Origin of the sequence: Brevundimonas sp. P7753, assembly GCF_013386595.1 — a bacterium.
Taxonomy (GTDB): Bacteria; Pseudomonadota; Alphaproteobacteria; order Caulobacterales; family Caulobacteraceae; genus Brevundimonas; species Brevundimonas bullata.
In genome coordinates this window covers 24,583-51,174 of sequence record NZ_JACARP010000032.1, presented here as the reverse complement: position 1 = coordinate 51,174, position 26,592 = coordinate 24,583, and the positions used below count along the sequence as shown (strand labels likewise).

31 protein-coding genes are annotated in these 26,592 nt (G+C 67.9%); 9 read left to right on the top strand and 22 right to left on the bottom strand.

What is annotated here, in order from left to right; genetic code table 11:
* Positions 1-41: 41 nt before the first annotated feature.
* A complete protein-coding gene (locus HX774_RS07545; protein WP_178825633.1) occupies positions 42-1,076 on the top strand; it encodes a 2'-deoxycytidine 5'-triphosphate deaminase in 1,035 nt (344 codons plus the stop codon).
* Positions 1,077-1,224: 148 nt separating this feature from the next.
* Here HX774_RS07545 and HX774_RS07540 read toward each other — a convergent pair whose 3' ends face one another.
* Both HX774_RS07540 and HX774_RS07535 read right to left on the bottom strand, forming a co-directional pair.
* Positions 1,225-2,529 carry an MFS transporter gene (locus HX774_RS07540; protein WP_370523369.1) on the bottom strand — a complete coding sequence of 435 codons (1,305 nt, stop codon included), beginning with the start codon at positions 2,527-2,529 and terminating at the stop codon, positions 1,225-1,227.
* Complete coding sequence (locus HX774_RS07535) at positions 2,526-3,002, bottom strand: cupin domain-containing protein (protein ID WP_178825631.1); 477 nt, start codon at positions 3,000-3,002, stop codon at positions 2,526-2,528. The genes HX774_RS07540 and HX774_RS07535 overlap by 4 nt, the downstream gene beginning before the upstream one ends.
* A gap of 48 nt (positions 3,003-3,050) precedes the next feature.
* Here HX774_RS07535 and dapE point away from each other — a divergent pair, with 48 nt between their 5' ends.
* A complete protein-coding gene (gene dapE / locus HX774_RS07530) occupies positions 3,051-4,238 on the top strand; it encodes a succinyl-diaminopimelate desuccinylase (RefSeq protein ID WP_178825629.1) in 1,188 nt (395 codons plus the stop codon).
* Between the two features lie 27 nt (positions 4,239-4,265).
* On the opposite strand, the gene uraH is transcribed toward dapE, so the two are convergent.
* The 4 genes from uraH to HX774_RS07510 all read right to left on the bottom strand — a co-directional run bounded on the left by uraH (position 4,266) and on the right by HX774_RS07510 (position 5,488).
* A complete protein-coding gene (gene uraH, locus HX774_RS07525) occupies positions 4,266-4,667 on the bottom strand; it encodes a hydroxyisourate hydrolase (RefSeq protein WP_178825627.1) in 402 nt (133 codons plus the stop codon).
* 99 nt (positions 4,668-4,766) lie between these two features.
* Complete coding sequence (locus tag HX774_RS07520; RefSeq protein ID WP_245945120.1) at positions 4,767-4,970, bottom strand: hypothetical protein; 204 nt, start codon at positions 4,968-4,970, stop codon at positions 4,767-4,769.
* Between the two features lie 2 nt (positions 4,971-4,972).
* Positions 4,973-5,314 carry a RidA family protein gene (locus HX774_RS07515; RefSeq protein ID WP_178825625.1) on the bottom strand — a complete coding sequence of 114 codons (342 nt, stop codon included), beginning with the start codon at positions 5,312-5,314 and terminating at the stop codon, positions 4,973-4,975.
* Between the two features lie 30 nt (positions 5,315-5,344).
* Positions 5,345-5,488 (bottom strand): hypothetical protein, encoded by a 144-nt coding sequence (locus HX774_RS07510; RefSeq protein WP_178825623.1) that lies wholly within the window; start codon positions 5,486-5,488, stop codon positions 5,345-5,347.
* 153 nt (positions 5,489-5,641) lie between these two features.
* On the opposite strand from HX774_RS07510, the gene HX774_RS07505 reads away from it, so the two are divergent.
* Together HX774_RS07505 and HX774_RS07500 are read left to right on the top strand one after the other, a co-directional pair.
* The gene (locus HX774_RS07505) at positions 5,642-6,016 is read left to right on the top strand and encodes a hypothetical protein (protein ID WP_178825621.1); all 375 of its coding nucleotides are present in this window, start codon (positions 5,642-5,644) and stop codon (positions 6,014-6,016) included.
* 29 nt (positions 6,017-6,045) lie between these two features.
* Positions 6,046-6,477, top strand: a complete 432-nt coding sequence (locus tag HX774_RS07500; RefSeq protein WP_114816792.1) for an SRPBCC domain-containing protein — start codon at positions 6,046-6,048, stop codon at positions 6,475-6,477.
* On the opposite strand, the gene HX774_RS07495 is transcribed toward HX774_RS07500, so the two are convergent.
* The 9 genes from HX774_RS07495 to HX774_RS07455 form a co-directional block, all read right to left on the bottom strand.
* Positions 6,478-7,470, bottom strand: a complete 993-nt coding sequence (locus HX774_RS07495; protein ID WP_178825619.1) for a type II secretion system F family protein — start codon at positions 7,468-7,470, stop codon at positions 6,478-6,480. It abuts the gene before it with no gap.
* A 13-nt stretch (positions 7,471-7,483) separates the two neighbouring features.
* On the bottom strand, positions 7,484-8,464 hold the full coding sequence (locus tag HX774_RS07490; RefSeq protein ID WP_178825617.1) for a type II secretion system F family protein: 981 nt from the start codon (positions 8,462-8,464) through the stop codon (positions 7,484-7,486).
* A 6-nt stretch (positions 8,465-8,470) separates the two neighbouring features.
* Positions 8,471-10,042 carry a CpaF family protein gene (locus HX774_RS07485; protein WP_178825615.1) on the bottom strand — a complete coding sequence of 524 codons (1,572 nt, stop codon included), beginning with the start codon at positions 10,040-10,042 and terminating at the stop codon, positions 8,471-8,473.
* Positions 10,043-10,045: 3 nt separating this feature from the next.
* Entirely contained in the window at positions 10,046-11,671 is a 1,626-nt protein-coding gene (locus HX774_RS07480; protein ID WP_178825613.1) for a pilus assembly protein CpaE, read from the bottom strand.
* 2 nt (positions 11,672-11,673) lie between these two features.
* Positions 11,674-12,366, bottom strand: a complete 693-nt coding sequence (locus HX774_RS07475; RefSeq protein ID WP_178825611.1) for a CpaD family pilus assembly protein — start codon at positions 12,364-12,366, stop codon at positions 11,674-11,676.
* A 5-nt stretch (positions 12,367-12,371) separates the two neighbouring features.
* Positions 12,372-13,931, bottom strand: a complete 1,560-nt coding sequence (locus HX774_RS07470) for a type II and III secretion system protein family protein (protein WP_370523368.1) — start codon at positions 13,929-13,931, stop codon at positions 12,372-12,374.
* An 11-nt stretch (positions 13,932-13,942) separates the two neighbouring features.
* Positions 13,943-14,887 (bottom strand): Flp pilus assembly protein CpaB, encoded by a 945-nt coding sequence (cpaB, locus tag HX774_RS07465; protein WP_178825608.1) that lies wholly within the window; start codon positions 14,885-14,887, stop codon positions 13,943-13,945.
* A gap of 106 nt (positions 14,888-14,993) precedes the next feature.
* Positions 14,994-15,506: a prepilin peptidase gene (locus HX774_RS07460; RefSeq protein WP_178825606.1), complete on the bottom strand. Its 513-nt coding sequence runs from the start codon at positions 15,504-15,506 to the stop codon at positions 14,994-14,996.
* A gap of 128 nt (positions 15,507-15,634) precedes the next feature.
* Positions 15,635-15,826, bottom strand: a complete 192-nt coding sequence (locus HX774_RS07455; protein ID WP_178825604.1) for a Flp family type IVb pilin — start codon at positions 15,824-15,826, stop codon at positions 15,635-15,637.
* 282 nt (positions 15,827-16,108) lie between these two features.
* Between HX774_RS07455 and HX774_RS07450 the strand changes: the two genes are divergently transcribed.
* From HX774_RS07450 to HX774_RS07440, 3 genes are read left to right on the top strand one after another with little or no spacing between them, the layout of a single operon-like run.
* The gene (locus HX774_RS07450) at positions 16,109-16,504 is read left to right on the top strand and encodes a pilus assembly protein N-terminal domain-containing protein (RefSeq protein ID WP_178825602.1); all 396 of its coding nucleotides are present in this window, start codon (positions 16,109-16,111) and stop codon (positions 16,502-16,504) included.
* A gap of 4 nt (positions 16,505-16,508) precedes the next feature.
* Positions 16,509-17,063 (top strand): TadE/TadG family type IV pilus assembly protein, encoded by a 555-nt coding sequence (locus HX774_RS07445; protein WP_255500208.1) that lies wholly within the window; start codon positions 16,509-16,511, stop codon positions 17,061-17,063.
* Positions 17,060-17,617 (top strand): TadE/TadG family type IV pilus assembly protein, encoded by a 558-nt coding sequence (locus tag HX774_RS07440; RefSeq protein WP_178825600.1) that lies wholly within the window; start codon positions 17,060-17,062, stop codon positions 17,615-17,617. Before HX774_RS07445 ends, HX774_RS07440 begins: the two co-directional genes overlap by 4 nt.
* On the opposite strand, the gene HX774_RS07435 is transcribed toward HX774_RS07440, so the two are convergent.
* From HX774_RS07435 to HX774_RS07415, 5 genes are all read right to left on the bottom strand, one after another.
* Positions 17,614-18,948 (bottom strand): anthranilate synthase component I family protein, encoded by a 1,335-nt coding sequence (locus HX774_RS07435; protein ID WP_178825597.1) that lies wholly within the window; start codon positions 18,946-18,948, stop codon positions 17,614-17,616. The genes HX774_RS07440 and HX774_RS07435 overlap by 4 nt on opposite strands.
* The gene (locus HX774_RS07430; RefSeq protein ID WP_178825595.1) at positions 18,945-19,721 is read right to left on the bottom strand and encodes a tyrosine-protein phosphatase; all 777 of its coding nucleotides are present in this window, start codon (positions 19,719-19,721) and stop codon (positions 18,945-18,947) included. The genes HX774_RS07435 and HX774_RS07430 overlap by 4 nt, the downstream gene beginning before the upstream one ends.
* Before the next feature lie 33 nt (positions 19,722-19,754).
* Positions 19,755-20,081 (bottom strand): transcriptional regulator, encoded by a 327-nt coding sequence (locus HX774_RS07425; protein WP_178825593.1) that lies wholly within the window; start codon positions 20,079-20,081, stop codon positions 19,755-19,757.
* A complete protein-coding gene (locus HX774_RS07420; protein WP_178825591.1) occupies positions 20,081-20,707 on the bottom strand; it encodes a hypothetical protein in 627 nt (208 codons plus the stop codon). The genes HX774_RS07425 and HX774_RS07420 overlap by 1 nt, the downstream gene beginning before the upstream one ends.
* Before the next feature lie 186 nt (positions 20,708-20,893).
* Positions 20,894-22,339: an AMP nucleosidase gene (locus HX774_RS07415; protein ID WP_178825589.1), complete on the bottom strand. Its 1,446-nt coding sequence runs from the start codon at positions 22,337-22,339 to the stop codon at positions 20,894-20,896.
* 110 nt (positions 22,340-22,449) lie between these two features.
* On the opposite strand from HX774_RS07415, the gene HX774_RS07410 reads away from it, so the two are divergent.
* Complete coding sequence (locus HX774_RS07410) at positions 22,450-22,974, top strand: SRPBCC family protein (RefSeq protein ID WP_178825587.1); 525 nt, start codon at positions 22,450-22,452, stop codon at positions 22,972-22,974.
* Here HX774_RS07410 and HX774_RS07405 read toward each other — a convergent pair.
* Positions 22,971-23,834: an alpha/beta hydrolase gene (locus HX774_RS07405; RefSeq protein WP_178825585.1), complete on the bottom strand. Its 864-nt coding sequence runs from the start codon at positions 23,832-23,834 to the stop codon at positions 22,971-22,973. The two genes, HX774_RS07410 and HX774_RS07405, sit on opposite strands and share 4 nt — an antisense overlap.
* A 190-nt stretch (positions 23,835-24,024) precedes the next feature.
* Between HX774_RS07405 and HX774_RS07400 the strand changes: the two genes are divergently transcribed.
* A complete protein-coding gene (locus HX774_RS07400; RefSeq protein WP_178825583.1) occupies positions 24,025-24,354 on the top strand; it encodes a hypothetical protein in 330 nt (109 codons plus the stop codon).
* A gap of 72 nt (positions 24,355-24,426) precedes the next feature.
* On the opposite strand, the gene HX774_RS07395 is transcribed toward HX774_RS07400, so the two are convergent.
* Positions 24,427-26,535 (bottom strand): S9 family peptidase, encoded by a 2,109-nt coding sequence (locus tag HX774_RS07395; RefSeq protein WP_178825581.1) that lies wholly within the window; start codon positions 26,533-26,535, stop codon positions 24,427-24,429.
* Positions 26,536-26,592 lie beyond the last annotated feature (57 nt).

Below are 26,592 nucleotides of genomic sequence, written 5' to 3'. Positions count from 1 at the left end.
GAAGCGAGACAGGCGGAAAAATCCGTGTGAGACAGGACGGCATGAGCATCTTCGAGATTTCCGCCCAGCCCGGCATTCTGCCCTATCAGAGCATCGAGACCCTGATCGCCACAGGCGCGATCCGGTCCGACACCCCCTTCGATCATGATCAGGTGCAGCCGGCCAGCCTGGACCTGCGTCTGTCGAACCAGGCCTGGCGCGTGCGCGCCTCCTTCCTGCCCGGTCAGCGCAAGGTCGAGGATCGGATCAAGGACGTGGCCATGCACACGGTCGACCTGTCGGGCGGCGTGGTGCTGGAAAAGGGCTGCGTCTATATCGCGCGCCTGCAGGAACGCCTGACCCTGCCACGCGGCCTGAACGCCCGCGCCAACCCCAAGAGCTCGACCGGCCGCGTGGACGTCTTCGTCCGCCTCCTGACCGATCAGGGCGGCAGCTTCGACGACGTGGACGAGGGCTATGACGGCCCCCTCTATCTCGAGATCGCGCCCCAGACCTTCTCCATCCTGGTCCAGCCCGGCACCCGCCTGAACCAGCTGCGCCTCAAGGCCGGCGATCCGCCCAAGCTGGAGACCCGCAGCGTCGGCGTCGATCTGGAGGCGGGCGAGCACGGCATCGTCGGCTTCCGCGGCCGTCGCCACGCCGGGGTCGTCAACATGGACCACATCGACGGCCACGACCCGCGCGACTTCTGGGAGCCCCTGACCCTGCGCCGCAACGAACTGCTGCTGGACCCGGGCGAGTTCTACATCCTGGCCTCGCGCGAAGCGGTCGAGATCCCTGTGGACCAGGCCGCCGAGATGACGCCCATCGACCCCTCGGTCGGCGAGTTCCGCGTTCACTACGCCGGCTTCTTTGACCCCGGCTTCGGCACGGACGAGGCCCATGGCGCCGGATCGAAAGGCGTGCTGGAGGTTCGCACCCACGACACCCCCTTCCTGCTGGAACACGGCCAGATCGTCGCCCGCCTGGTCTATGAGCCCCTGACGGAACGCCCGTCGCGCCTCTATGGCGAAGGCGGCAGCCACTATCAGAGCCAGGGCCTGAAGCTGTCGAAACACTTCCGCCCCTGGGGGTAGGTTCGACTTTCCTCCCCATTCCATGGGGAGGGGGACCACGAAGTGGTGGAGGGGGCGGCACAACGATCAGCCGTCGAGACGCCCCCTCCGTCACGTCGCCTTCGGCGCCGCGCCACCTCCCCATGGAATGGGGAGGAAAAAGCCATCCTCAGGTCAGCCGGTTCGCCTTCCTCAGGCTGGGGAAGACCTTGGCCCATATCCCCGTCGCGGCCAGGGCCCCGACCCCGCCGAACACCGCCGCCCCGATGGGCCCGAGCAGGCGCACCATGACGCCCGAATAGGCCTCGCCCAGTTCATTAGAGGCGCCGATGAACAGCATGGACACCGAGGAGACCCGGCCGCGCATGTGATCGGGCGTGGCCAGCTGGATCAGGGTCTGGCGGATATTGACGCTAATCATGTCCGCCCCGCCGCCGATGAAGAGGGCCAGGGCGCTGAGCCAGACCCAGTGCGACAGGCCGAACGTCAGCGTCGACAGGCCGAACACCGCCACGGCCGCGAACATCCAGCGCCCGCCGTGCTTCACGATGGGGAAGCGGCTCAGATACAGCGCCACCAGCAAGGCCCCGACCCCGAACGAGGCCCGCAGCAGGCCGAAGCCCTGCGGCCCCACGTGCAAGATGTCGCGCGCGAAGATCGGCGTCAGCAGGGCCACGCCCGCCAGCAGCACCACGACCAGATCCAGCGAGATGGCGCCGAGCACGATCTTGGTCTTCCAGACATAGGACAGACCCTCCTTGACCAGTTCCAGCGGCACCACCCCCGTCTCGACGAACTGCGGCTTGCCCTTGGTGCGGATCAGCAGGAAGCAGCCGATGGCCACGAAGAACAGGGCCATGGCCGAGGCGTAGGCCCAGGGTACGGCGAAGCCGACAATGACGCCGCCGAGCGCCGGCCCGGCGATGGCTCCAGTCTGGAAGGCGATGGACTGGGCCGCGATGGCCGGCGGCAGGGCCTTGCGCCCCACCACCATGGGCAGGAAGGCCTGACTGGCCGGAGCGAGGAAGGCGCGCGCCGCGCCGAAGACGGCGGCCACGGTCAACAGCCCCCACAGGGGCGGCGACCCGTGCAGGGCCATGGCGAGAAAGGCCAGAGCGCACAGGCTCTCGACCACGATGGACAGGGTCACGGTGTGCTTGCGGTCGCGCCGGTCGGCCATGGCCCCGGCGGGCAGGGTGAAGGCGAGCAGCGGCAGGAACTGACACAGGCCCACCAGACCCAGATAGAGACTGGCCTCGGCGATCGGATGGTCCCGACGGGCGATCTCATAGACCTGCCACAACAGGGCCGACGACTGGATCTGGATGCCCAGAACCGCCGCCACCCGCCCGACCCACAGCAGGCGGAAATCACGAATGGCCCAGGGACTGGACGGCCCTCCATCGTGCGACGAAGGCGGCAAGGGCGGCTGGGGCGGGACGGTCGGGGCGGTGTCGATACTGTCTGTGGTCACGTTCTTCGGGGCGTCTTCGGATAGGGGGTTCCGTCGCGATGGAAGTAGCGGTCGGCGCCCTTTGGAAGGATCATGTCGATGTCGGGATAGTCGCAGGCGTCTTCCGTCGGGCGGCGCGAACCGACCTCCAGCAGCACCGCCTCACGGTCGCTGCGGTTTTCTATTCTGTGGCCGTTGGCGACGCCCGCCTTGAAGCCGGCGCAGTCGCCGGGGCGCAGCACCGTCTCGCCATCCTCCTCGACCAGAACCACCTCGCCCTCGACCACCCAGACGAACTCGTCCTCGGCCGTGTGCCAATGGCGCTGACTGGACCAGGCCCCGGCGGGCAGGCGCAACAGGTTGACCCCGAACTGGTCCAGACCGGCCGCATCGCCCAGCCGCCAGCGCCGCCGCGACTTGCACGGGGCGGCGAACTCGTCCGGGTAGCCCGTCCCATGTCCGGTGGGCGCATTGTCGATGTCGATCTTCGGCACGGTTCGGGCCTTCTCGCGGATGCGGGATATGCCTAAAGCATAGAGCCCATGAGCGCCGCATCACATTCCGTCATCGATCCTGTCGAACTGACCCGCGACCTGATCCGCATTCCCTCCGTCACCCCCGCCGACGAAGGGGCGATGGACGTGCTGGAGCGGACCCTGACCGGGCTGGGCTTCACCTGCCGCCGCATGGTGTTCGAGGGGCCGACCGGCGTGGGTCATGACGCCCGCATCGAGAACCTCTACGCCCGGCGCGGCACAGCCTCTCCCAACCTCTGTTTCGCCGGCCACACCGACGTGGTGCCGACCGGCGACGTCGCCGCCTGGACCGCCGCCCCGTTCGAGGGCGAGACCCGCGACGGCATCCTCTATGGACGCGGCGCCGTGGACATGAAGGGCGGCATCGCCGCCTGGGTGGCCGCCGTCTCGCGGGTCCTGGCGGAAGGCGAAGTCCCCGGCTCCCTCTCCTTCCTGATCACCGGCGACGAGGAAGGCCCGGCCCTGCACGGCACCAAGCGCGTGGTCGAGGCCCTGAGGGCCGAGGGCGAGGTCATCGACGCCTGCGTGGTCGGCGAACCGTCCTCGGCCCACCATCTCGGCGACATGATCAAGGTCGGACGGCGCGGCTCGCTCAACACCTGGATCACCGTCCACGGCAAACAGGGCCACGTCGCCTATCCCGACCGCGCCGCCAACCCGGCCCCGGTCGTGGCCAAGCTTTTGGCCCGCCTCGACGCCCACGTGCTCGACGACGGCTATCCTGAATTTCCGCCGTCCAACCTCGAGATCACCACCATCGACGTGGGCAATCCGGCGACCAACATCATCCCGGCCGAGGCGAAGGCGCGGCTCAACATCCGCTTCAACCCGACACACACGGGCGACGGCCTGATCGACTGGCTGAACCGCGAGGCGGGCCTCGTGCAGGCTGAAACCGGCCTGCGCATCGAGCTGACTCACATGTGCTCGGGCGAGGCCTTCCTGACCGAGCCGGGCGTCTTCGTCACGGCGGTGCAGGACGCGGTGGAGGCGAGCCTGGGCCGCCGCCCCGAGGCCTCGACCACCGGCGGCACCTCGGACGCCCGCTTCATCCGCGCCCTGTGCCCGGTGCTGGAGCTGGGCCTGGTCGGCCAGACCATGCACCAGGTGGACGAGCGCGTGCCCGAGGCCGAGCTGCGCGCCCTGACCGACGCCTATCAGGCGGTCATCGGCACGGTGTTCGAACGCCTCTGATCAGGGCGTCCGAACACCGCCGAGGCCTTAATTGCCGCGATAGGTGCTGTAGCCGTAGGGGCTGACCACCACCGGCACGTGATAGTGGACGCTGGGATCGACCACCTGGAAGACCACGTCGATCTCCGGGAAGAAGGGCGGCGTCGTCGGCTCGCCGTAACGCGACATGTCGAACACCAGGCGATAGGTCGCCGCCTCGGTCTTGATTGCGTCGCCGAACGAGCGGACGCGACCGTTCTCGTCGGTGCGGCTGGTCGCCAGATCGCGCCAGCCGCCGTCGGTCGACTTGATCTGCAGCGTGACCGGCACGTCCCGACCGCCGACGCCGCGCGCCAGGTCCAGCACGTGGGTCGAGATCGTCTCGGCCGCGGCGGGGAAGGCGAAGGCGGACAGGGCGGCCGCCGCGACGGCGAGGGTGCGAAGATTCATCGAACGAACTCCTGAAAGTGAAATGCAGTAGCGCGGCCTTATTCGCGCGAAAAACGGCGACGGATGGGTCGCGCCCCACATTTCGTCAGTCGCTGAAGATCAGGCCTCGCCCGCCGCCTCCAACCGCGCGATGCGGCGATCCATGTCGGCGACCTGGTCCTTCAGCCGCTGGGCCTCTGACGCCATGTCGACCGGCGTGCCGTCCTCATAGGTCAGCTGCGCCCCCTTCTCGATCAGGTCGAGCCGGTAGAGGGCGGTGACCCGGGTCGCCTTAAACCGCTCCAGTTCGCTTTCTTTCGACACGATCAGATCGCCGCCACGACGATGATCTCGACCCGATACTCGGGCGAGGCCAGTCTGCCTTCGCTGGTGGCGCGCGCGGGCGGGTTGGCCTTGTCGACCCAGGCGTCCCAGACCGCGTTCATGGCCTCGAAGTCGGCGATGTCGGCCAGCCAGATGGTGGCCATCAGGATCTTGGACTTGTCGGTGCCCGCCGCCGCCAGCAGGGCGTCGATCTCGGCCAGGGTCGTCTTGGTCTGGGCCGTGACGTCGTCGCCCGGCTCCCCGACCTGACCGGCCAGATAGACGGTGTTCCCGTGGATGACGGCCTCGCTCATGCGGGCGCCGGGCTGGATGCGGGTGATCATGGGGAGGCCTCCTGAAATCGGACCCCCGGCTTAACCCAGCATCATCTCCATCGCCAGCAGGGCGGCGAGGAAGACCGCCGCGAAAGCGATGCAGAAGAAGAGCGCGTCGCGCAGACGACCACGAGCGGGACGCAGGGGCGCAGCAGGCGGCAGGTTGATCGGCAGGCGCGACATCGGCGGACCCTCGTCAGGAACCGCGAGGATGCGCCCTGATGCTTACCCCTTGATAAACAGAAACAATCAGTTTTCAGCCGTCCTTTGTGAACTTCCCGTGGCGCAGCGTCGGAGGCCTTGCACGCCCCGCCGCGAACAGCGATCTTCGGCTTCATGAGCAAGACGCCCAAACCCTTCAAGGTGTCGAAGACCCGCTGGAACGAGGTGGTTCTGGTGTGCCGCAAATGCTCGAAGAAGCTGGACGGCGGCTTTGGCCCTGACGGCGACAAGACCCTGAAAAAGGCGCTGCGTCGCTATCTGCACGCCGGCAAGGGGCGAAAGGCGGACCTGGCCGTCGTCGGCGCCGACTGTTTCGACGTCTGCCCCAGGAATGCGGTGGTGGCCGTCAACACCCGCCGCCCCGAGGAACTGCTCATCGTGCCCGCCGGTGCGGACCTGTTCGAGGTCAAGGCGCGCCTGGGTCTGGACGACGGTCGCCGCCTGAAGCGCCCCCTCCCCGCCGTCGATCCTGTCGAGACGACTTCCTAAAGTCGAAAAGCCGTGTCAGAGGCAAATCCATGGACACGACCCGTATCGAGAAGCGTATCGGCGTGCGCGCGCCGTCGGACCGCATTTGGGAGATCCTGTCGGATCTCGAGAACTGGCACAGCTGGAACCCCTATGAGACCGGCCTGAGCGGCGCCCTGGCCTTCGGCGCAAGCATCAGCCTGACCGAGGCCCTGCCCGGGATGGCCGAACGTCAGGTTCAGGCCCGCCTGGGCGACTGGCAGCCCTACGCCCAGTTGGTCTGGGCCGAGAAGCGCGGCTTCCTGTTCAACGCCATCCGCTACTACGAAATCGAGGAGCTGGAGCGGGGCAACTGCATCGTCGCCAACGGCGTGATCTTCTCCGGGCTGCGCGGCGAACTGTTCCACGACAAGCACCGCAAGACGATCCGCAGCGCCTATGACGACATCAGCGAGGCCCTGAGGCGCGCCGCCGAGGGCTGATCAGCCGCCGTTCTTCATCATGTCCTGGATGTTGATGATCGCCGGTCCCAGAATGACCACGAACAGCACCGGCAGGAAGAACAGGATCATCGGCACGGTCAGCTTGGCCGGCAGGGCCGCCGCCTTCTTCTCCGCCGCCGCCAGACGCAGGTCGCGGTTCTCCTTGGCCATCACCCGCAGCGCCGAACCCAGGGGCGTGCCGTAGGTCTCGGCCTGGGTCATGGCCGTGGCCACCGCCTTGATGCCCGGATGGTTGGTCCGCTTGGCCATGCCGTCATAGGCCATGCGGCGTTCCGGCAGATAGCTGAGCTCGGCGGACAGCAGGCTGAGCTCCTCGGCCAGTTCGATCGACTGGCTGCCGACCTCTTGGCTGACCTTCTGGATCGCCGCCTCGATCGACATCCCGGATTCGACGCAGATCAGCAGCAGGTCCAGCGAGTCGGGGAAGGCCGCCACGATCGACTGCCGACGCGCGGCGATGCGGTTCTGGACATAGATGTTGGGCGCATAGAAACCCGCCGCAAACGCCGCGCCGCAGATCGCCAGGATCATGGTCGGGGGCTGACCGAAATCATTGATGACCAGCAGGTAGAAGGCCACCAGCCCCAGGAAGAGAAAGGGCATGGAGAAGCGGAAGAAGTAGAAGGCGTTCAGCGGTTTTGGCCCGCGCCACCCCGCCTGGGCCATGTTTTCGGCCACCTTGGGGTCTTCCAGGAGCTTGCTCAGGTTCAGCCGTTCGACCACCCGCTTCTTGAAGCCCTCGTCGCTGTGACGCAGGCTGGCCCCGGCCCCGCCGGCGCCGCCGTTCATGGCCTGACGCGACTTGCGGCGCAGTTCCTCGCGGCGTTCCGCCACGGCCTGCATCCTCTTGCCCAGGGTCGCCCCGCCCGTATAGGCGCTGAGCAGGGTCAGGACGCTGGCGAAGACGGCGACGCCGACCCCGATGCTGAGCAGGTTCTGGATGTCGGTGATGAAGTGCATGAAGCCGTTCATGTGAGCCTCTGCATCAGAACTTGAACGAGATCATGCGCTTCATCGTGAAGACGCCGCAGGCCATCCAGATGGCCGAGCCCAGCAGCATGACCTGGCCGCGCATGTCGGTGAACAGCAGCAGCATGTAGCCAGGGCTGGACAGGGTCACGAGGATCATCACCACCGGCGGCAGCGAGGCGATGATGCCCGCCGAGGCGACGGCTTCGGACGACAGGGCCTTGATCTTCTCGCCCATCAGGCGCCGCGCCCGCAGCACCGTCGTCAGGTTGCCCAGGGCCTCGGCCAGGTTGCCGCCGCTCTTCTGCTGGATGGCGATGACGATGGCGAAGAAGTTCAGCTCGGGCGTCGGCATACGCTCGTACATCTTCTCCAGGGACTGGCTCAGGGTCATGCCCACGCCCATGCCCTCGACCAGACGCTGAAACTCGCCGGCCAGAGGCTCGGGGCTTTCGCGGGCGATGATCTTGAAGCAGTCATGGACCGGCAGGCCCGTCTTGATGCCGCGCACCAGGATGTCGACGGCGTCGGCGAAGGCCAGCGAGAACTTCTTCATCCGCTTCTTGCCCAGGTGGCCGACGATCCAGCGCGGCAGACCCAGACCCACCGCCACGCCGACGCCCAGCGCCAGGAACAGGTTCAGGCCCGCGATCAGGGCGATCAGGAAGCTGAGCACGCCCGCCACGACGCTGATGATGATGAAGGTGCGCAGGCCTATCGACAGCCCGGCCTGCTTCAGCTTGGCGGCCATGGTCATGCGCGCCTTGCGCTCGCGCCGCTCCACGTCCTGAAGTTGGGTCAGGATCTGCTTGCGGCGCGCCTCGGGCGTGTTGGCGACGGCGGCGGCGGTCCGCTTGGCGGCGGTGGCGTCGCGCGCCCCGCCGATGGCCTTGGCGCGCTTGACGGCCTCAGCCGAGGTGTCATCCCCGCCGACCAGAACCCAGCCGAACCCGCCGATGGTGATGAAGGCCAGGATGGCCGCAAGAATGGGAAGCATCAGGCCCTACTCCGCCGCGTCCAGGGCTTCGGCCAGTTCGCGCTCCAGCCCGTAGTAGCGGGCGCGGTCCCAGAAGCGGGGCCGAGCGATGCCGGTCGAACGGTGACGGCCAGTGATCTTGCCGTGGGCGTCCTCGCCGGTGATCTCATAGACGAACAGGTCCTGGGTCACGATGACGTCGCCTTCCAGCCCCACCACCTCGGTGATGTGGGTGATGCGGCGCGAGCCGTCGCGCAGACGCGCGGCCTGGATGATGACGTCGACCGAGCCGACGATCATCTCGCGAATGGTCTTGGACGGCAGGCCGTAGCCGCCCATGGTGATCATCGACTCCATCCGGCTGATGGCCTCGCGCGGGGAGTTGGCGTGCAGCGTGCCCATGGAGCCGTCATGGCCCGTATTCATGGCCTGCAGCAGATCGAAGGCCTCGGGTCCCCGGACCTCGCCGACGATGATCCGTTCGGGTCGCATCCGCAGACAGTTCTTGACCAGGTCGCGCATGGTGATCTGGCCCTGGCCTTCCAGGTTCGGCGGGCGGGTTTCCAGACGCACCACGTGCGGCTGCTGCAACTGCAGTTCGGCGGCGTCCTCGCAGGTGATGACGCGCTCGGTCGGGTCGATGAAGGCCGTCAGGGTGTTGAGCAGGGTGGTCTTGCCCGAGCCCGTGCCGCCCGAGATGACCAGGTTGCATCGCGCCGCGCCGATGACGCCCAGGACGCGCGCGCCCTCGGGGCTGATGGAGGCGTACTCCACCAGGTTCTTCATCGTCAGCTTGTCTTTTTTGAACTTACGAATGGTCAGCGTCGGGCCGTCGATGGCCAGGGGCGGGGCGATGACGTTGACGCGCGACCCGTCCGGCAGACGGGCGTCGCAGATGGGGCTGGATTCATCGACCCGGCGACCGACCTGGCTCACGATCCGCTGACAGATGTTCATCAGCTGGGTGTTGTCGCGGAAGCGGACGTTGGTCAGCTGCACCTTGCCGCTGACTTCGATGAAGACCCGCCCGGCGCCGTTGACCATGATGTCGGCGATGTCGTCGCGGGCCAGCAGCGGCTCCAGCGGGCCATAGCCCAGGACGTCGTTGACGATGTCCTGAACCAGATGCTCCTGCTCGGCCACCGACATGGAGACGTTCTTGATCGCCACCAGTTCGGCGACGATGTCGCGGATTTCCTCAGCCGCCGCCTTGGTGTCCAGCTGCGCCAGCTGCGACAGGTCGATGGTGTTCATCAGCGCGTTGAAGATGGTGGTCTTCGTGGCGTGATAATAGTCGGACTGCTCGCGGACGATCTCGGCGACCGCCTGGGCCTTCTTCAGCTGTTCCAGACCGGCGGTGGCGCGCGGTCCCTTGACCGGACCGCCGGGCGTCGGCGCAGGGGCCTCGGTGCGGGGACGCGCGGCCAAAGCGTCCAGCCGATCGGCGGCGTCCGACGGCGGGCGCGCCACGGCTTCCAGTTCCTCGATGGAGAAGGCGTCGACGGCGTCCAGCACACGCGCCTGCGCCGCCGGCTGAGGCGCCGGGGCGGGTCGGGGCGCGACCGCGACCCCAGGCTGGGCTGAACGCTTGCCGAACATGGCCTAGCGCTTCTTGCTGAACAGGGAGGCCAGCAGAGAGCCGCCCTTGGCTGCGCCGCTCTTGGCCGCCCCATTCTTGGCTGCTGCGCCCTCAGCCGCCTTGCCGCGCGCGGGAGCCGCGCTCGGCAGTTCGCGTTGCGACACGATCTGGGCCAGGGTCTGGAAGGCCTCGGCGGCCTTGGTCTTGGCCCCGGACTCGACAATCATCTGGCCATTGTTGGCGGCCGAGCCGAAGACCTTGGCGTCGAACGGGATCACCAGGCTGGGATGGACGCCCAGCGCGGCGCCAAAGTCCTTGGTCGGGATTTCGGGACGGCCCGGCACGCCGACCTGGTTCAGCACCAGACGCGGCGGGGCGTCGTTGGGACGCCCCTGCTTGATCAGGTCGATCATGTTCTTGGCGTTGCGCAAGGAGGCCAGGTCCGGCGTCGCCACGATCACCACCTCGTCCGCCGAGATCAGCGTCTTGCGCATCCAGCCCGACCACAGGTGCGGCAGGTCCAGCACCACGAAGGGCGCCGTCGAGCGGATGCGGCTCGTCACCTCCTCGAAGGCGTCCGGCTGGATGTCCCAGTCGCCGTCCAGGGTGGCCGGCGCTGCGAACAGGCTCAGCTTGTCGGTGCAGCGGACCATCATCCGGTCCAGCAGGGTGGCGTCCAGGCGGTCCGGCTGACTCAGGGCGTCGGCGACGCCGCCCAGCGGGTCCTGGTTGAAGTCCAGCCCGGCGGTGCCGAACGGCAGGTCATAGTCGACGATGACGGTGTTGACGCCGATCCGCTCGCTCATGGCGTAGGCGGTGTTGTGGGCCACGGCCGAGGCCCCGGCCCCGCCGCGCGCGCCGACGAAGGCGATGGACCGACCGACGAAGGGCTGAGCCGGATCGGCGAACAGGCCGCCGATGGCCGCGATCAGTTGCAGCGGCTGCAAGGGCGCCACCAGATATTCGCTGACCCCGCGCCGCATCAGTTCGCGGAACAGAAGGATGTCGTTGGTCGCGCCGATGACCACCACCTTGGTGCCCGCGTCGCAGACCTCGGCCAGTTGGTCGATCTCCCACAGCAGGGTCTGCGGGTCCTTCAGGCACTCGACCACGATCAGCGGCGGGGTCGGCTCGGCCTGATAGGCCTCGATCGCCGCCGCGACGCCGCCGACGCGGATCTGGGTGGTGGCGCGCGACATGCGCCTATCCTGCCCCGCCCGCTCGGCGGCGGCCAGGGTGTCCTGACGCTCGGCGAAGACGTGGACGGCGATGCGCGGGATCGAAACCTCGACCGTGGAACCCGCACTGATCGGCAGAGAAGCGGCCTCCGCCAGAGCCGGCGTGAAGGGCTCGGGCACAGCCGGAACCTGGACCTCGGCAACGGGCGTCGCCGCGACCAGAGGCGCCACGCTCGCCGCCGCCGCTTCGGTCGCATCGACCAGACGTCCGACAGGATTATAGGCCTCGACGTCCGCCTCGATCCATTCGTCGGGCGTTTCGTCGAGCGCTACGGCGAAGGGCTCGGAGACGGCGTTCAGGACATCCTGCGGCTGAGCCTGCGGCGACCGGGGCGCGGCGTTGAGGAATTCATCTTCCAGGTCGAAACCGTCCAAAGCGTCGAAATCCTGAGCAGCATAGGATTGGGTCATGATCAGTTCACCGCCCGAGAGACGCGCGACTGAGAGACCAGCTCTTCTCGCGCGGCCGAGGTCTGTGTCCCCTCGCGATAGGCGTCGAACACCACGCTGCGGCGACCGGCCTCGGCGGGGGTCATGGCGCGCGGCGAGACGATGTCGCGCGGGTTGGCGATCTGGGCCGCCAGGTTGGCGTTGACCGCGCAGCCGAAGTTCGAGGCCGACTGATTGTCGCCGGTGCGGCCCAGATTGCCCCAGACGGTTCCGCACTGCGGCGTCACGGCGCGCACCGTTTCGAAGCCGACCAGGACGGGCGCGCGCGGGTCCGGCCCAGCGTAGCTGACCACACGGACGCGATGATCGGGGGCGCCTGCCGCAACCAGGGCCGACTTGACGTTCCAGGCCGTCTGCGTCGCTACGGGATCATCGCCCGCCGGCGCCTCTACCACCAGGGTCGGCGCGCCTTCGAGGGCGAAGCGGCTGACCAGGGCGGTCAGGGCCGCCTGCTGGTTCGCCGACAGGCCGGTTTCGTGCACCGCCAGGGCGATGCGGTCCAGACCCGGCTCGACCTGAAGCGTGTAGCGCGAGAGCGGCGTCAGCGGCGGCTCGCCGCCCAGGCTGGCGGGTCCGCCCATGCAGCCGGCCAGCGCCAGCCCGGCGAGCGCCAGAGCCGCGCTCAGGGAGAGGATGGATTTGGCGGAACGGGTCATGGCGCTCACTCGATCACATAGCCGACAGGCCCCTGCCATCCGCCGCCCGACTGGGCGGCGGGGGCGGGCACGCCATAGGCCTGGTTCAACTGGCCGAAGAAGATGGTCTGGGCGTCTTGCGCGATGCGCAGGCCGTCGGCGGGCGTCTGCATCCGGCCCGGCGCGGTCGGATTGACCACATAGGCCTCGACGATGACCACCAGTTCGGTCTCGCCCATCAGATAGTCGCGCGAGCGGAACAGCTGGCCGAGAACCGGCAGATTGGTCGCGCCCGGCAGAGAGTCGATGTTCTGGCGGGTCGATTCCTGCAGCAGGCCGGCGATCATCATCGAGCCGCCCGACGGCAGTTCGATCGTATTCTCGCTGCGGCGCACCGAGAGGCCCGGCAGGGTGATGGAGGAGGGCGTGCCCGCGCCGATGGTCAGGCCGCCCTGGCTGGTCAGTTCCGACACCTCGACCTTGACCTGCAAGGAGATGCGTCCCTCCGACATCACGACCGGACGGAAGGACAGGCCGACGCCGAAGGGCTTGTACTCGACCGTGATCTGGCCGTTCTGGTCGCGACCAGCGGGCACAGGGAATTCGCCGCCCGCCAGGAAGCTGGCGGCCTCGCCGTTGACCGAGGTCAGGTTCGGCTCGGCCAGGGTGCGGACCAGGCCGACGCGTTCGAAGGCCTTGATCATGGCCTCGCCCTTGTTCAATCCGTCCGAGCCGGGGCCGGTGCCGGGCTTGGCGGTGTCCCAGTTGCTGGGGTCGCCCGGGGCGCCGCCGTCAACCGTTACCGGGCACAGGGACCCCGCAGGAAAGCCGCCGCCGCAGGGCGCCTGCATCTGATAATTCTGGGTGGTGTCGCGCGACACCCCGCCTGTGATCCCGCCTAGCAGCGCCCCGTTGACGCCCCAGGTGGCGGCGCTGCCCAGCAGCCACTGGGTGTCGCCGATGCGGCCCAGCACCGCCTTGGTGTCGAAGCCCAGTTGCTTGATCGCCGTGCGCTGCACCTCGACCACACGCACCTTGAGCGTCACTTGGTCCGAGCCGACGACCGTGGTCATGTTCATGACCTTCTCGGGGGCCGAAACAAAGGCGCGCGCCACCTGGGCCGCCCGGGCGGCCTCGGCGGGGCTGGCGGCCACGCCGCTCAGAATGATGCTGTCGTTGACCGCTTCAGCACGAATGCCGGAGCCCGGCATCACGCGGCTGAGCGTGTCCTGAAGCGCGCTGGTTCCCGCGTCCACGCGGACCCGCAGGGCCAGGATCGTGCGACCGGCGGCGTCCAGGAAGACGGCGTCCGTCTCGCCGGGCGCGAGGCCGATGACGGTGATCCGGCGCGGCGAGTGCAGCATGGCCTCGGCCACCTGCGGATTGGACACGATCACGTCGCGCGCATCCGCCGGCAAGTCGACGGCGAACGACGTCCCGCGCGGCAGGTTGACCATCTGCGGCGCCGCGCCGGTCGACACGGCGGCGCGCGTCGGGGCCGTCTGGCTCCAGGCGACGACGGGCGCCGAGACGGCGCCGCCCAGCGCCAGCAGCGAAACACAGGTCGCGGCGATCAGTCGGTTCATCCCTGGGTTCCTCATCGAACGACGACCGCCTCGGCCTCGCCCTCGCGATAGACGCGCACGACATTGGCGGCGGCGTCGCTGCGTCGCGTCGCGGCGGGCGTCCGCCCTGACGGACCGGCGGTGTCGGCATAGGAGCGCAGCACCAGCGACAGTTCGCCTTCGGACTTGGCCAGGGCCAGGACCTCGGCGTCGCGGCCGCTGATTTCGAGGGTCGCGGTGGCGCCGACCACGGCCTGGGCGTCGTCAGCCGCGCGCGTGGCCTGGTCGATGGCCAGAACCTTGACGTTCTGCATCACCGTCGCGCTGACAAACTTCGTGTCCTCGCCGCTGGCCGAGCCCGCCGGCATCTTGACCTGACGGGTCAGCAGGACGTCGGCCCGGTCGCCGGGCAGAATGAAGCCGCCCGCCGCCGTCTCGACCGTGACGCGGATGGCCATGGCCCTCATGCCCGGCTCCAGGTAGGCGGCCATGAAGCCGCTGTCTCCGGCGCGCACGATCTTGCGGGCGACGATCGGCTCTCCGGCCAGAATGGGTTCGCGCACGACGGCGCCGATATAGTCGGCCTTGGCTCCGCCGGTCGCCAGGGCGGTGGCGGCGCGGCTGACGCGAGCGGCGGCGTCTTCGGCCTTTTTGACCTTGTCGTCCGCGGGCTTGGCCTCCTTGGCCGCCCCCTCGGCGGCGACGCCGGGGATGGGCACGCTGCCGTCGGTGATGAAGACCGGATTGACCTCGGCGATCGGCCAGTCCTTCCACGTCAGATCCGCGTCGGTCAGGCGGCTGCCCGGCTCCAGATTCTTGGCGGCGACCAGGACCTTGGCCATCGGCACGGCTTCAACGGCGGCGACGGCGGTCGCGGCGGGCGCGCCGGACGACGACCCCATGGCGCGGACGACCAGAGCCAGGCCGATAGCCGCCACGGCGGCGATACAGATGACGGCGATTTTTGCAGGCTTCATCGACGGTCTCCGGCGGGCGCGGCGACGTGGATTCAGTTCTCGCCCCTCTGCCGTTAACGATAGTGGCGATCTTCGGTTAACGCCGCCCTAAGCGCCCGCGGGGCGCTCAGACCCCAGCGAAGGCGCGCACCAGGGGGCTGGCGGGATAGGCCAGCAAGGCCCCGATCGCGATCGCCACGCCGTAGGGAACATCGCCCTTGGGCTCCAGCAGACGCGAAACCCAGACTGGACCGTTGCCGGCGTAGACCTGCAAATGAGCGCGCGCCAGGATCAGCACCAGACACAGCCCGCCGCCGGCCATGGCCGTGAACAGCAGGAAAGGCATGGCGCCGGGCAGACCGAGCCACAGCATGACGGCGGCCAGAAGCTTGGCGTCGCCCCCGCCCAGCCAGCGCAGGGCGAACATCCCGGCGCCGATCAGCAAGGCGACGACCGCCGCCCCCACAGAGACGCCGACGACCGACAGGGGCAAACCCAGCGCCAGGGCGGCCGGAAAGAAGCCGAGGATCAGCAGACCCGAGAGCCAGTTGGGGATCTTCATCGTGGTCAGGTCGTGCAGACCCGCAACGATCACCAGAACAGGCATGAGGCCCAGGAGGGCAAAGGAAAGCTCGGTCATGAGCGGATCATGGCGCCTCGATCTTTAAGACCGGGTTTCCTTATTCCCCGATCGCGGATCGGCAAATGAAAACGGCCGGGCGTTTCCGCCCGGCCGTTCCCGATCACAACGACTGGTGTTGCAGCGTCTTAAGCAGCCGGAGCCTTGCCGACGTCGCCGCCGAGGTTGCCGGCGATATTGTCGAACGTCGTCTTCAGCTCTTTGCCGACCAGACCGACGCCGGCGATGATGACGACGGCGATCAGAGCAGCGATCAGGCCGTATTCAATGGCCGTGGCGCCGGATTCGTCTTGGGCGAAGTTCTTGATGAAGTTACGCATGATGTGTCTTCCTTGTTTTCTAAGCGAGCAACAGTTCCACTACCAGGGTCACCGGCTTTGCCCGCTTGACCCCCGTTTGCATGACGAACATGAGCCCGCGATCCTTAAGTTCGAGTAAAACGAAACAGCCGCATCTCGATTATTATTGGTTACTAGTCGTTTACTACGTTTTATGCCTCAAAAGCGACCAGCGTCGCCCTTCAGGAAATCTTGATCTTTGAAGACGACCTTGCGTCCGAGCGATCACGCGCGCGCCTTTCCATGTCACCGGAGCCCTCCGCCATGCCCCGACACCTCCTTCGATCAGCCGCCGCTCTCTTGGCCGCCGCAGGCCTCGTCGTCTCCGCCGCCGCGGCCCAGGCCAGCCCCCTGAACATCGAGATCGACAGCTCGACGCGGATTCAACTGCGCGCGCCAGCCGGCTCGGTCATCGTGGCCAATCCCAAGATCGCCGACGTCACCGTGGTCGACGCCAACACCCTGTTCATCACGGGCAAGGGCTATGGCGTGACCGAGATCGTGGCCGTCGACGCCATCGGCCGCCCCCTGTTCCAGAGCCGGGTGGTGGTCAGCGCCGGCTCCACAGGTTCGGTCCGCGTCTGGCGCGGCGCTGAGGCGACCGACATGGCCTGCGGCGTCAGCTGCTCGCCCAGCGTCCGCACGCCCTCGGCGCCCTGAAATCATGGCGCGGCGGCTTCAACGCGATACGAACCGTCCGTCGTTCGCGCGGCGGCTGATGCGCGCCCGCGAGGGCTCGACCGCGGTCGAGTTCGCCCTGATCGCCCTGCCCTTCTTCATGCTGCTGTTCGCCATCCTCGAAATCGGCCTGATCCTGCTGCTCGACGCCGTGGTCGAGACCGCCGTGGCCGACACCGGCCGTCTGGTGCGAACCGGACAGACGCAGATGCAGAACATCGACAAGGACATGATGAAGGCCAGACTCTGCGAAGAGATGAGCGTCTTCGCCAACGACTGCGCCAGCCGCGCCTATCTGGATGTGCGGGTCGTCAATGACTTCAGCACGCCGCTGGACCCGGAGGACCCCATGGCCTCCGGCGCTTTCGACAAGAGCAAGGTCGACGTCAAGCCGGGCGCTCCCGGCGACATGGTCATGGTCCGGGTCTGGTACGAACACCCGGTGGTGACGCCCTTCCTGAAGCAGGCCCTGACCAAGGGTCAGGACGGCAATATGATGCTGACCACCACCATGGCCTTCCGCAACGAGCCGTTTTTATGACCCGGCGCGCGTCTGCCTTTTTCGCCCGGCTGATCGCCGATCGACGCGGCGTCTCGGCGGTCGAGTTCGCCCTGATCGCGCCGGTCATGATCCTCATCTATTTCGGCCTGACCGAGTTCAGCCAGGCCTATATGGCCCAGCGCCGCACCGGCCACACGGCTGCCATGGTGGCCGACCTGGTGGCCCAGGGCGACAAGACCAGCCCGACCGCCATCCAGCCCGTCTTCGCCATCGGCCAGATGATCATGAAGCCCTTTTCCGCCGATCCGCTGGCGATCCGCGTCACCAGTGTCACAATGGGGTCCAACGGCCAGGCCACCGTCGACTGGAGCCTGAGCAGCAAGGAAACGATCCTGAAAAGCCTGGGCAAGGACTCGCCCATCGCCGACCTTCCCCCCGGCCTGATCGCCACCGGCGAGAGCCTGATCATCGGCGAAACCCAGTATAAATATCAGTCCGCGATCAAGGACATCCTGCCCAAGGCGATCATCTTCGAGCGGACATATTATCTGCGCCCCCGCACCGTGAACCAGGTCGTCTGCACCGGCTGCTAGCCCCCGGACAAAGCGTCCTTCAACGCCCGAATCTTGGCCCCGGTCTCCTCGCATTCCGCGCGCGGATCGCTGTCGGCGACGATGCCGGCCCCGGCCAGAGCGCTCCAGCGCCAGCCCCTCTCATCCTGCTGAAACGACGCGGTGCGGATCAGCACCGAGGCGATCAGCGCCCCGCCTCTCGGCGCATCTCCCGCCAGACCCAGACCGAACAGGGAGCCGCACCACGGCCCGCGCGGCGGCTCGTGCCCGGCGATCACCTTCATGGCCTGATGCTTGGGCGCGCCGGTGATCGAGCCGGGCGGGAAGGTCGCCTCCAGCACTTCGGCGGCGCCGACGCCGGGCCGCGCGGTCGCCGTGACGGTGGACACCAGATGATGCACGGTGGGATGGCTTTCGACCTCGAACAGCCGCTCGACCCGCACTGTTCCGGGGACCGCCGCCCGGGCCAGATCATTGCGCATCAGATCGACGATCATCAGGTTCTCGGCCCGGTCCTTGGCGCTGGCGGCGAGGGCGGCGGCCAGGGCGGCGTCGCGCGCCGGATCAGCGTCTCTCGGACGCGTGCCCTTGATCGGACGGGTCTCGATGCGGCCTGTGACAGGATCAAAGGTCAGGAACAGCTCCGGCGAGTTGGACACCAGCGCCCGCTCGCCCAACCGCCAGAAGGCGCCGTAGGCTGCCCCCCGTTCCACCGCCAAGCGCGCGAAGACCTCGAACGGGTCGCGCCCCCCATTCAGCCGCCCGCCCCAGGCGCGGGCGATATTGGCCTGGAACAGCTCGCCCGCCGCAATGCGCGCCACAACGTCGGCCACGGCGGCCTCATAGGCTTCGGGCGGCGCCTCGCCGGTAAAGGCGTCGGCGGGCGCGGGCGGGATCGGCAGCGTCACCGCCTCCGCCAGCCAGTCTGCTGCACGGCGGCCTTGAGCCTCGGCCTCGGCGGCGTTCGCGCCCCGCCCCACGGCCCGCACTTCGCCCGCCGCATGATCAAAGGCCAGCAGGGCCGGATAGCGGGCCAGCATCAGGTCGGGCCAGACCTCGGCCCGCGCGCCCGTCGCCGGTCGCGCCCCGGCGTCATAGCTCATCAGCCCGACCACGCCGCCGCCTGAAAACTTAGGGTCGCGCAGAGCCTCGAACGCCGCCGCGTCATTGACCGCGCCGACCCGCACCCGGTCCGGCTCGCAGCCGACGAAGGACCAGCGCCCGCCATGCGCCGTCGGATCGCCCGCCCCGGCCAGGAGCGCCAGCGCGCCCTCGCGCCGGTTCAGCCCCGCCGCCACCGCCAGCGGCTCGCACCAGCCCCGCCGCGCGACATGGACGACCGGCAGGCTCATGCCGTCAGCCGCGCCCGGATGCCTTCGGCCAGGGCGTCATCCACGCCCAGCGCCTGCTCCAGATAGGCCCGCAGGGAGCCGTGCCGCGCCGTGATCTCGGCGAAGGCCCCGTCAAGATAATCGGCCTCGACGCCGAGGAAAGCGACCACCGCCCCGTGCGAGGCCGGACGCCCCGTCATCTCGGTCAGCTTCTTCGCAATTCCCTCGGCTCGGCCCTCCAGATCGACGGCGATGTTGGTCAGCAGATAGTCGTGGATGAGGTCATCGCGCGACACGCCCAGCAGACTGTGGGTCAGGGCCGCCAGCAGGCCAGTGCGGTCCTTGCCCGCGGCGCAGTGGATCAGGACGGGCCCGGCGTCCTCGGCCAGGGCGCGAAAATAGCGGCTGAACAGGTCCACATGGGCAGCCCCGAACGGCAGGCGGCGATAGGTGCCGATCATGAAGGCGCGGCCGGAATCCTCGGTCAGGTCGGCGGTCTTCAGGAAGGTGATGTGCGGGGCCTCGCCGCCGTCGTCGTGAGCGCTCTCGATCACCCGGCCGGCCCAGCCTGAGGGCCGCCGCGACGGCTGGTCGCGCCGTTCGCTGGGGCGACGCAGGTCCACCACCGTCGCGATGTTCAGCTGCGCCAACTGCGCCAGATCCGCCTCAGTCGCCTTGGCCTGATGCGCCGAGCGGTAAAGGCGTCCACGCGTCAAACGCGCCCCCGCTACAGCATAGCCGCCATAGTCGCGGAAATTATCGATAGCCTGAAACGGCGGAAGGCGGTCGCTCATGACCGCCTTCTTTAGACTATTCACGCGCCAAGGCTAACGGGCGCCGACCAGACCGGACATGGCGTCCAGATAGGCGACGAAGGCGTCGCGCCCGGCCTCGGTCATGGTCGCCCGCGTCAGGGGCTTGCGGCCCTGAAAGCTCTTGGCGACCTCGACGAAGCCCGCCTCCTCCAGCTTTCTCAGGTGCACCGACAGATTGCCGTCCGTGGCCTGCAGCCGGGTCTTCAGCTCGTTGAAGTCCGCCGTCCCGACGCCCGACAGATAGGCCATGATCCCCAGACGCACCCGCCCATGGATCACCTCGTCGATGCGGCCGATGTCAAAGGCGTCAGCCGCATCCCCCGCCGTGTCCGAAACCATCAGATCACCTCCGACGGTTCCTGACGCACCAGCAGAACGCCGGGCAGCAGGGCGAACAGGAACAGTCCCGCCGCATAAGCCAGCCACATCAGCGGGCTGCCGGTCAGGAAGGCGATCAGCGGCGCGGCGATCCAGCAGGCGATGGCCAGCGTCCACTGCCATTTCTGATCGCTCATAGTGGCCGACACCGCCCAGCCCGAGCCGTAGAGGGCGAAGATCAGCGAGGGGAAGAGCATGAAGCTCACTTCGCTCCCCGTCTTCCAACTGACCACCGTCATCGCCAGGGCCATGACGAAGATGGCCAGACCGACCCCCATCCAGCCCGCGCCTCCGGCCCGGTTCACCACCGAGTTCGCGCCGGGGCGGCCGGTCGTTCGACGAACCTGCAGCATCAAAACCGCAAAGAAAATCAGTCCAGCCCCGCCCCACAGAAAGGCGTAGGCGACCGGCGGCACATTGAGGATGCCGCTGTCGATCCCATAGGCGACGATGGACGCTAGGCCGAACACCAGCCCGGCGGCGATCAGGATCGACCCGCCCAGCAAGGGAGCGCGCCGCCCCTCCTGGGCCAGGGCCTTCATATAGGCGATGTCGTCGTGGACGGACTGAACTTGATCTCGGGTCATGGCGTCTCTCCCTGCCTGTTGATCGGAAGGTGCGCCAAGAACTTTATGTTGTAAAGTTCTTTTTCAGACTCCAACCCGAACCAGGAAGAGTAAGGGCGCCCGGGTGATCCCGGACGCCCTCATCAGCAGGCCATCATTTTCGCTCAAGCAGCGCACGACCGCGTCGCGAGCGATAGCGCCCTTCTTTTACCGGAAAGGCGGCTCGTCGAAGGCGCGCAGCTTGCGGGAATGCAGCTTGGCGCCCTCGGCCCGCAGCAGGTCCACGGCCTGGATGCCGATCTGCAGGTGCTCCGAGATCGAGCCTTCGTAGAAACGATTGGCCTGACCCGGCAGCTTGATCTCGCCGTGCAGCGGCTTGTCCGAGACGCACAGCAGCGTCCCGTAGGGCACGCGGAAACGATAGCCCTGGGCGGCGATGGTGGCGCTTTCCATGTCGATGGCGACGGCGCGGCTCTGGTTGAAGCGCAGGGCCGACTTGGAATAGCGCAGCTCCCAGTTACGGTCGTCGGTGGTGACGACGGTGCCGGTGCGCAGACGCTTCTTGACCTCTTCGCCCGGCGCGCCGGAGACCAGCTTGGTCGCGTCATAGAGGGCGCGCTGCACCTCGGCGATCGACGGGATCGGGATGTCGGCGGGCAGGACCGCGTCCAGCACGTGGTCGTCGCGCAGATAGGCGTGGGCCAGGACGTAGTCGCCGATGGTCTGGCTGGCGCGCAGGCCGCCGCAGTGGCCGATCATCATCCAGGCGTGCGGGCGGGTGACGGCCAGGTGGTCGCAGATGGTCTTGGCGTTGGACGGGCCGACCCCGATGTTGACCAGGGTGATGCCCTGACCGTCGGCGCGGGTCAGGTGATAGGCGGGCATCTGATGCCGGCGCCAGGCCGCGTCCATGATGGCGCGTTCCGGGTCCGGGGTCTCGCGGTCGATGATCACGCCGCCGGCGCACGACAGGGTCTGATAGACGCTGGTCGGATCAGCCAGCTGGGCGCAGGCCCAGCGCACGAACTCATCGACATAGCGGTGATAGTTGGTGAACAGGACATAGGACTGCACGTCCTCGACCGGGGTGCCGGTATAGTGGCGCAGACGAGCCAGCGAGAAGTCGGTGCGCAGACCGTCGAACTGGGCCAGAGGGAAGTCCTCGCCCGGCGCGAACAGGCCGTCCGAGATCTCGTCGCCTATGTGAGCCAGGTCCGTCGTCGGGAACCAGCGCGCGATCGACGCCGTCATGGTGCTGTCCAGCGCCACGCCGGACCCGTCCAGCACATAGGGGAAGGGAATTTCCTGATCCGACGGCTCGACGGTGATCGTGGCGCCGTACTCGGTCGCCAGCAAGGTCAGCTGTTCCAGCAGATAGTCGCGATACAGGTCGGGGCGGGTGACGGTCGTCGTATAGACGCCGGTGCGCGACAGGCGGGCGAAGGCCCGTGTCTCAAGGTCCTGGGGACGGTCGCCGAACCAGCTGACGGTCAGTCGCGGATAGGCGAACAGGCCGGCGGCCCGCGCTTCGGGATCGGCGCGCTCGCCGGTCTCGAGGAAGCGCTTCACTGCATTACGCAGATTGGCGACGGATTGATTGTAGAGGGTTTCGAGGCGGTCCAGCGCCGCCTGGGGGGTCATCTTGTCTGTCATGACTTCCTCTAGCCGAAAACCGTGACCGTGGCGAGACGGGGGAAACACAAGGACACGACTGTTGACCGCAGGCGGCGGTTGGCGTTCCGCTTTCGCTCAGGAGGAACCCTATGTCCCGACAGCTGATTTCGGTCGCCGCCGCCTTGCTGATGCTGACCGCCGCCCCCGCCCTCGCCGAGGTCAAGTCGGCCACGCAGGGCGGGTTCGAGGTCGGCGGCACGGTCGTGATCGAGGCCACGCCCGCCCGCGTCTGGGCCGTGCTGACCGCGCCCGACGCCTGGTGGAGCCGCGACCACCGCTGGTTCAAGGCCTCGACCCTGTCGCTGGACCTGTCGCCCGGCGGCTGCTGGTGCGAGCGGGCGGCGGACGGCCGCGTCTCGCGTCATCTGGAGACGGCCCTGGTCGAGCCGGGATCGAAGCTGGTGCTGCGCGGCGGGCTCGGTCCCTTGCAGGGTCAGGGCGCGACCGGCGGGCTGACGTTCGAGATCAAGGCCGACGGCGAGGGCAGTCTCCTGACCTGGGCCTATATCGTCGGCGGCTATACGCCGGGCGGACTGGAGGCCTGGGCCGCGCCGGTCGACGGCGTCCTGTCGGCGCAGCTGGCCAATCTGAAGGCCCGCGCCGAGGCCGATTAGACCAGTTCGCGGCGGAAGAAGCCGACCACGTCGTCCAGCACCGGCGCCTTCTTCCTGAACAGGGGCGAGAAGGTCGCGATCAGGTCGGCGTGGTCCAGTCCTAGATAGAGACGCGCCTCCGAGCGCCCGCCGACCGCCCGCATCCGGTCGTTGAGGATGGTGGTGTCCTCGGCGTGGACCACCGTGTCGGCGGTTCCATGCCCCAGCCACAGCGGCGGGGCGTCGGCCCGCGCAAAGGTCACAGGCTGGGTCAGGGTCGGATCGGGCGCCCGGCCAAAGGCGTTCTGCGACGCCGCAACGTCGAACGGCAGGAAGTCATAGGGGCCCGCCAGCCCCGCCGCCGCCCGGATCAGATCGGGCCGATCCACGGCGGCCATGTAGCGGCGGTCCAGGGCGATCATCATGGCCAGATGGGCGCCCGCCGAATGCCCCAGCACGCCCAAGCGCCCGGCGTCGCCGCCATAGGTCACGGCCAGTTCGCCGGCCCGCGCCGTCGCCGCCGCGGCATCCTCGATGAAGCTCGGGAAGCGCACCTGGGGCACGACCCGATAGTCCGGCACGAAGACGACAAAGCCGCGCGCCGCCAGCGCCTGGGCCGCCCAGCCATAGACGTCCTTCGACCCTGAATCCCAACCGCCGCCGTAGAAGAAGACCAGCATGGGCAGGTCCGCCGCACCCACGGGCGCGTAGACGTCCATCGTCTGGCGCGGATCATCGCCATAGCGGAGGCCAGAGGCGACCTTGGCCGCGCCCCGGTCGCGCGGCCCCAGGGTGTTGAACAGGGACAGCGGCGAACAGGCCGCCGCCAGTCCCCCCATGAGGGCGGCGAATGCGGGGGCGAACAGGCCTCTACGGGTCAATGGAGCTCCTGAGGATGGGCGAAGAATGACCTTCTACGCACGAAGGCGCCGTTCGGCCCAATGCAGAGCCGCAACGGGGTCGAACGTCACACTTCACTCACTGATTTGTCGCATAATATTTACATTCCAGAAATTGAGCGCATAATTCGATCGGAGTCCGGAGCGAATTCCGGCCAAGGGAGGATATCGCATGCGCCTGTCCGTCGCCGTCGTCTCGGCCCTGCTGCTCGCCGGAGCCGCGCCCGCCCTGGCCCAGACGCCCGCCCAAAGTCCGCACAGTCAGCCCCAGCCGACGCGCGTCTCGACCGCCCAGCCCCAGCGCGTGGTGCTGATCTGCGACGCCGACGCCGCGACCCGCAGCGCCTTTGCCCGCGAATACGGCGCGGAGCCGGTCTTCCTGACCGCCCGCGAAGCCGCCGAGGCCAGGGCGACCGGCCAGGCTTGGACCACCCCGCGCTGCATGACCGAACGCGAGCATGGCCGCTACCTTCAACTGACCCAGGCCTACGCTGCACGCTAAGCCCCGGTTTCGGAACGATAAAGGGCGCGGCCATCGCTGGCCGCGCCCTTCTTCTTAGCTCGATGCCCGGCCCTATTTCGCCAGATACTTGTCCAGCCAGCCGAAGACCTCATTGTGCCATTGCAGGCTGTTGGCCGGCTTCAGCACCCAGTGGTTCTCATTGGGGAAGAAGACCAGTCGGCTGTCGATGCCACGGCGCTGCAGGGCGGTGAAGGTCGACAGGCCCTGGGCCGTCGGGATGCGGTAGTCGAGGTCGCCCTGGACCACCAGCATCGGCGTCTTCCAGTTCTGCACGTGGTTGGCCGGGTTGAACTTCTGATAGCCCTCCGGGTTTTCCCACGGCGTGCCGCCGTATTCCCACTCGGTGAACCACAGCTCCTCGGTCGAATAGCCCATGCCGAAGGTGTCGAAGACGCCGTCGTGGTTGACCAGGCATTTGAACGCATCCGACCAGTTGCCGGCGATCCAGTTGATCATGTAGCCGCCATAGGAGGCGCCCAGCGCACAGGCGTTGTTCCCATCCAGGAAGCCGTACTTCTGCTGCGCGAAGGCCCAGCCCTTCTGCAGGTCTTCCAGCGGACGGTCGCCCCAGTGCTGGCTGATGGCGTCGGTGAATTCCTGGCCGTAGCCGGTCGAGCCGTGGAAATCGATCATCACCACCGCATAGCCCGCGCCCGCATAGGTCTCGGGGTTCCAGCGGTAGGACCAGCCGTTGCCGAACGAGCCCTGCGGCCCGCCGTGGATCAGGAAGGCGACCGGGTATTTCTGACCCTCGACATAGTTGGCGGGCTTGATGACGTAGCCATGCACCGTCTCGTCGTTCCAGCCGGGGAAGCTGAACTGCTCGAACGCGCCAAAGGCCTTGTTCGCGAGTTGCGGGTTCACGTTCGTCAGACGGCGCGGCATTTCCCGACCGCGCCAGGTCTTGAAATAGAGGTCGGCGGGCGAGGCCAGGGTGTCCAGGGCATAGACGAAGCCCGAGGGCGTCTGGCCAAAGGCGCCGACATGGCCTTCGCCGGTCAGCGGCATGACCGAGCCGTTGCGGGCGTCGATGGCGAACAGCTTGGTCTGACCCACGTCGCCGGCGGTGGCGTACAGGGTCTTGCCGTCCTTCGACCATTGCAGGCTGTCGGCCGACCGGTCCCAGTTGGCCGCGATCTGGCGCGTCTGGCCCGTCGCCACGTCGCGCAGGAAGACGGCGTACTTGTCGGCCTCGAAGCCCGGGCGGGCCATGGCGCGATAGGCCAGGGTCTGGCCGTCCGGCGAGAAGACCGGGCCGGTGTCCCAGGCCGGGTTGGCCTCGGTCAGATTGGTCAGCTGGCCGGGCGCCGAAACCGCCACGCTGTAGAGGTCGAAGTTGGTGCTCCAAGGCTCGCTCTTGCCGGCCTTGCGGGCCGAGAAGACCAGGGACTGGCCGTCGGGGGCGAAGGTGAACTCGCTCTCGTCGCCGAAGGGCTTGGAGGGGGTGTCGCCGTCAAAGCCTTTCGTCACCCAGACCGGATCGCCGCCCGCCTTGCCGTCCGCGCCGATGGTCTGGACGAAGAGGTGGTTCTGGGTGTGATCGCTCCAGGTGTCCCAGTGGCGCACGAACATGCGGTCATAGACCTGACCCGTCGACTTGACCTCGGCGGCGGCCTTGGCGCGCTCGACCGAGGCGTTCAGGTCGGGCGCCTCGGGATAGACGGCGAGGGACACGGCGACCGCGTCGCCCGCCGCATTTACCCGGTAGGCGTTGACGTCGGTCGGCAGGCTGGTGACTTGCGTCGCCGTCGCGCCCTTGTCGCCCGACACCCAGACCTGGCTCGAACCCGAACGGCCCGACAGGAAGTAGAGCTTGCCGTCGGCGCCCCAGCGCGCCGTGTTGGCGCCGCCCTCGGAGATGGCCAGCTTCTGCGCCTCGCCCTCGCCCTTCAGGCTCAGGATGTAGAGGGCGCTGGAGCGCTTGTTGGCCGCCACGTCCGTCTGGGTCAGCGAGTAAACCACCCAGTCGCCGTCCGGCGACACCTGGTGATCGCCCAGGCGATTGGCCGAGATCATGTCCTGATAGGTGAAGGCGTTGCTGGCCGCCGGGGTCGAGACCGCAGCCGCCGGAACGGGTGCCTCGGCCAGGGCCGGCAGGGCCGAGGCCGTCAGCAGGGCCACGGCGCTGAGGCCGCTCAGAAGGTGGGGCAGATGACGCATGGGCGATGATCCTCTCGGCTTCGCGAAATTCTTGGCCGCAGGCGTAGCACCGGCGAC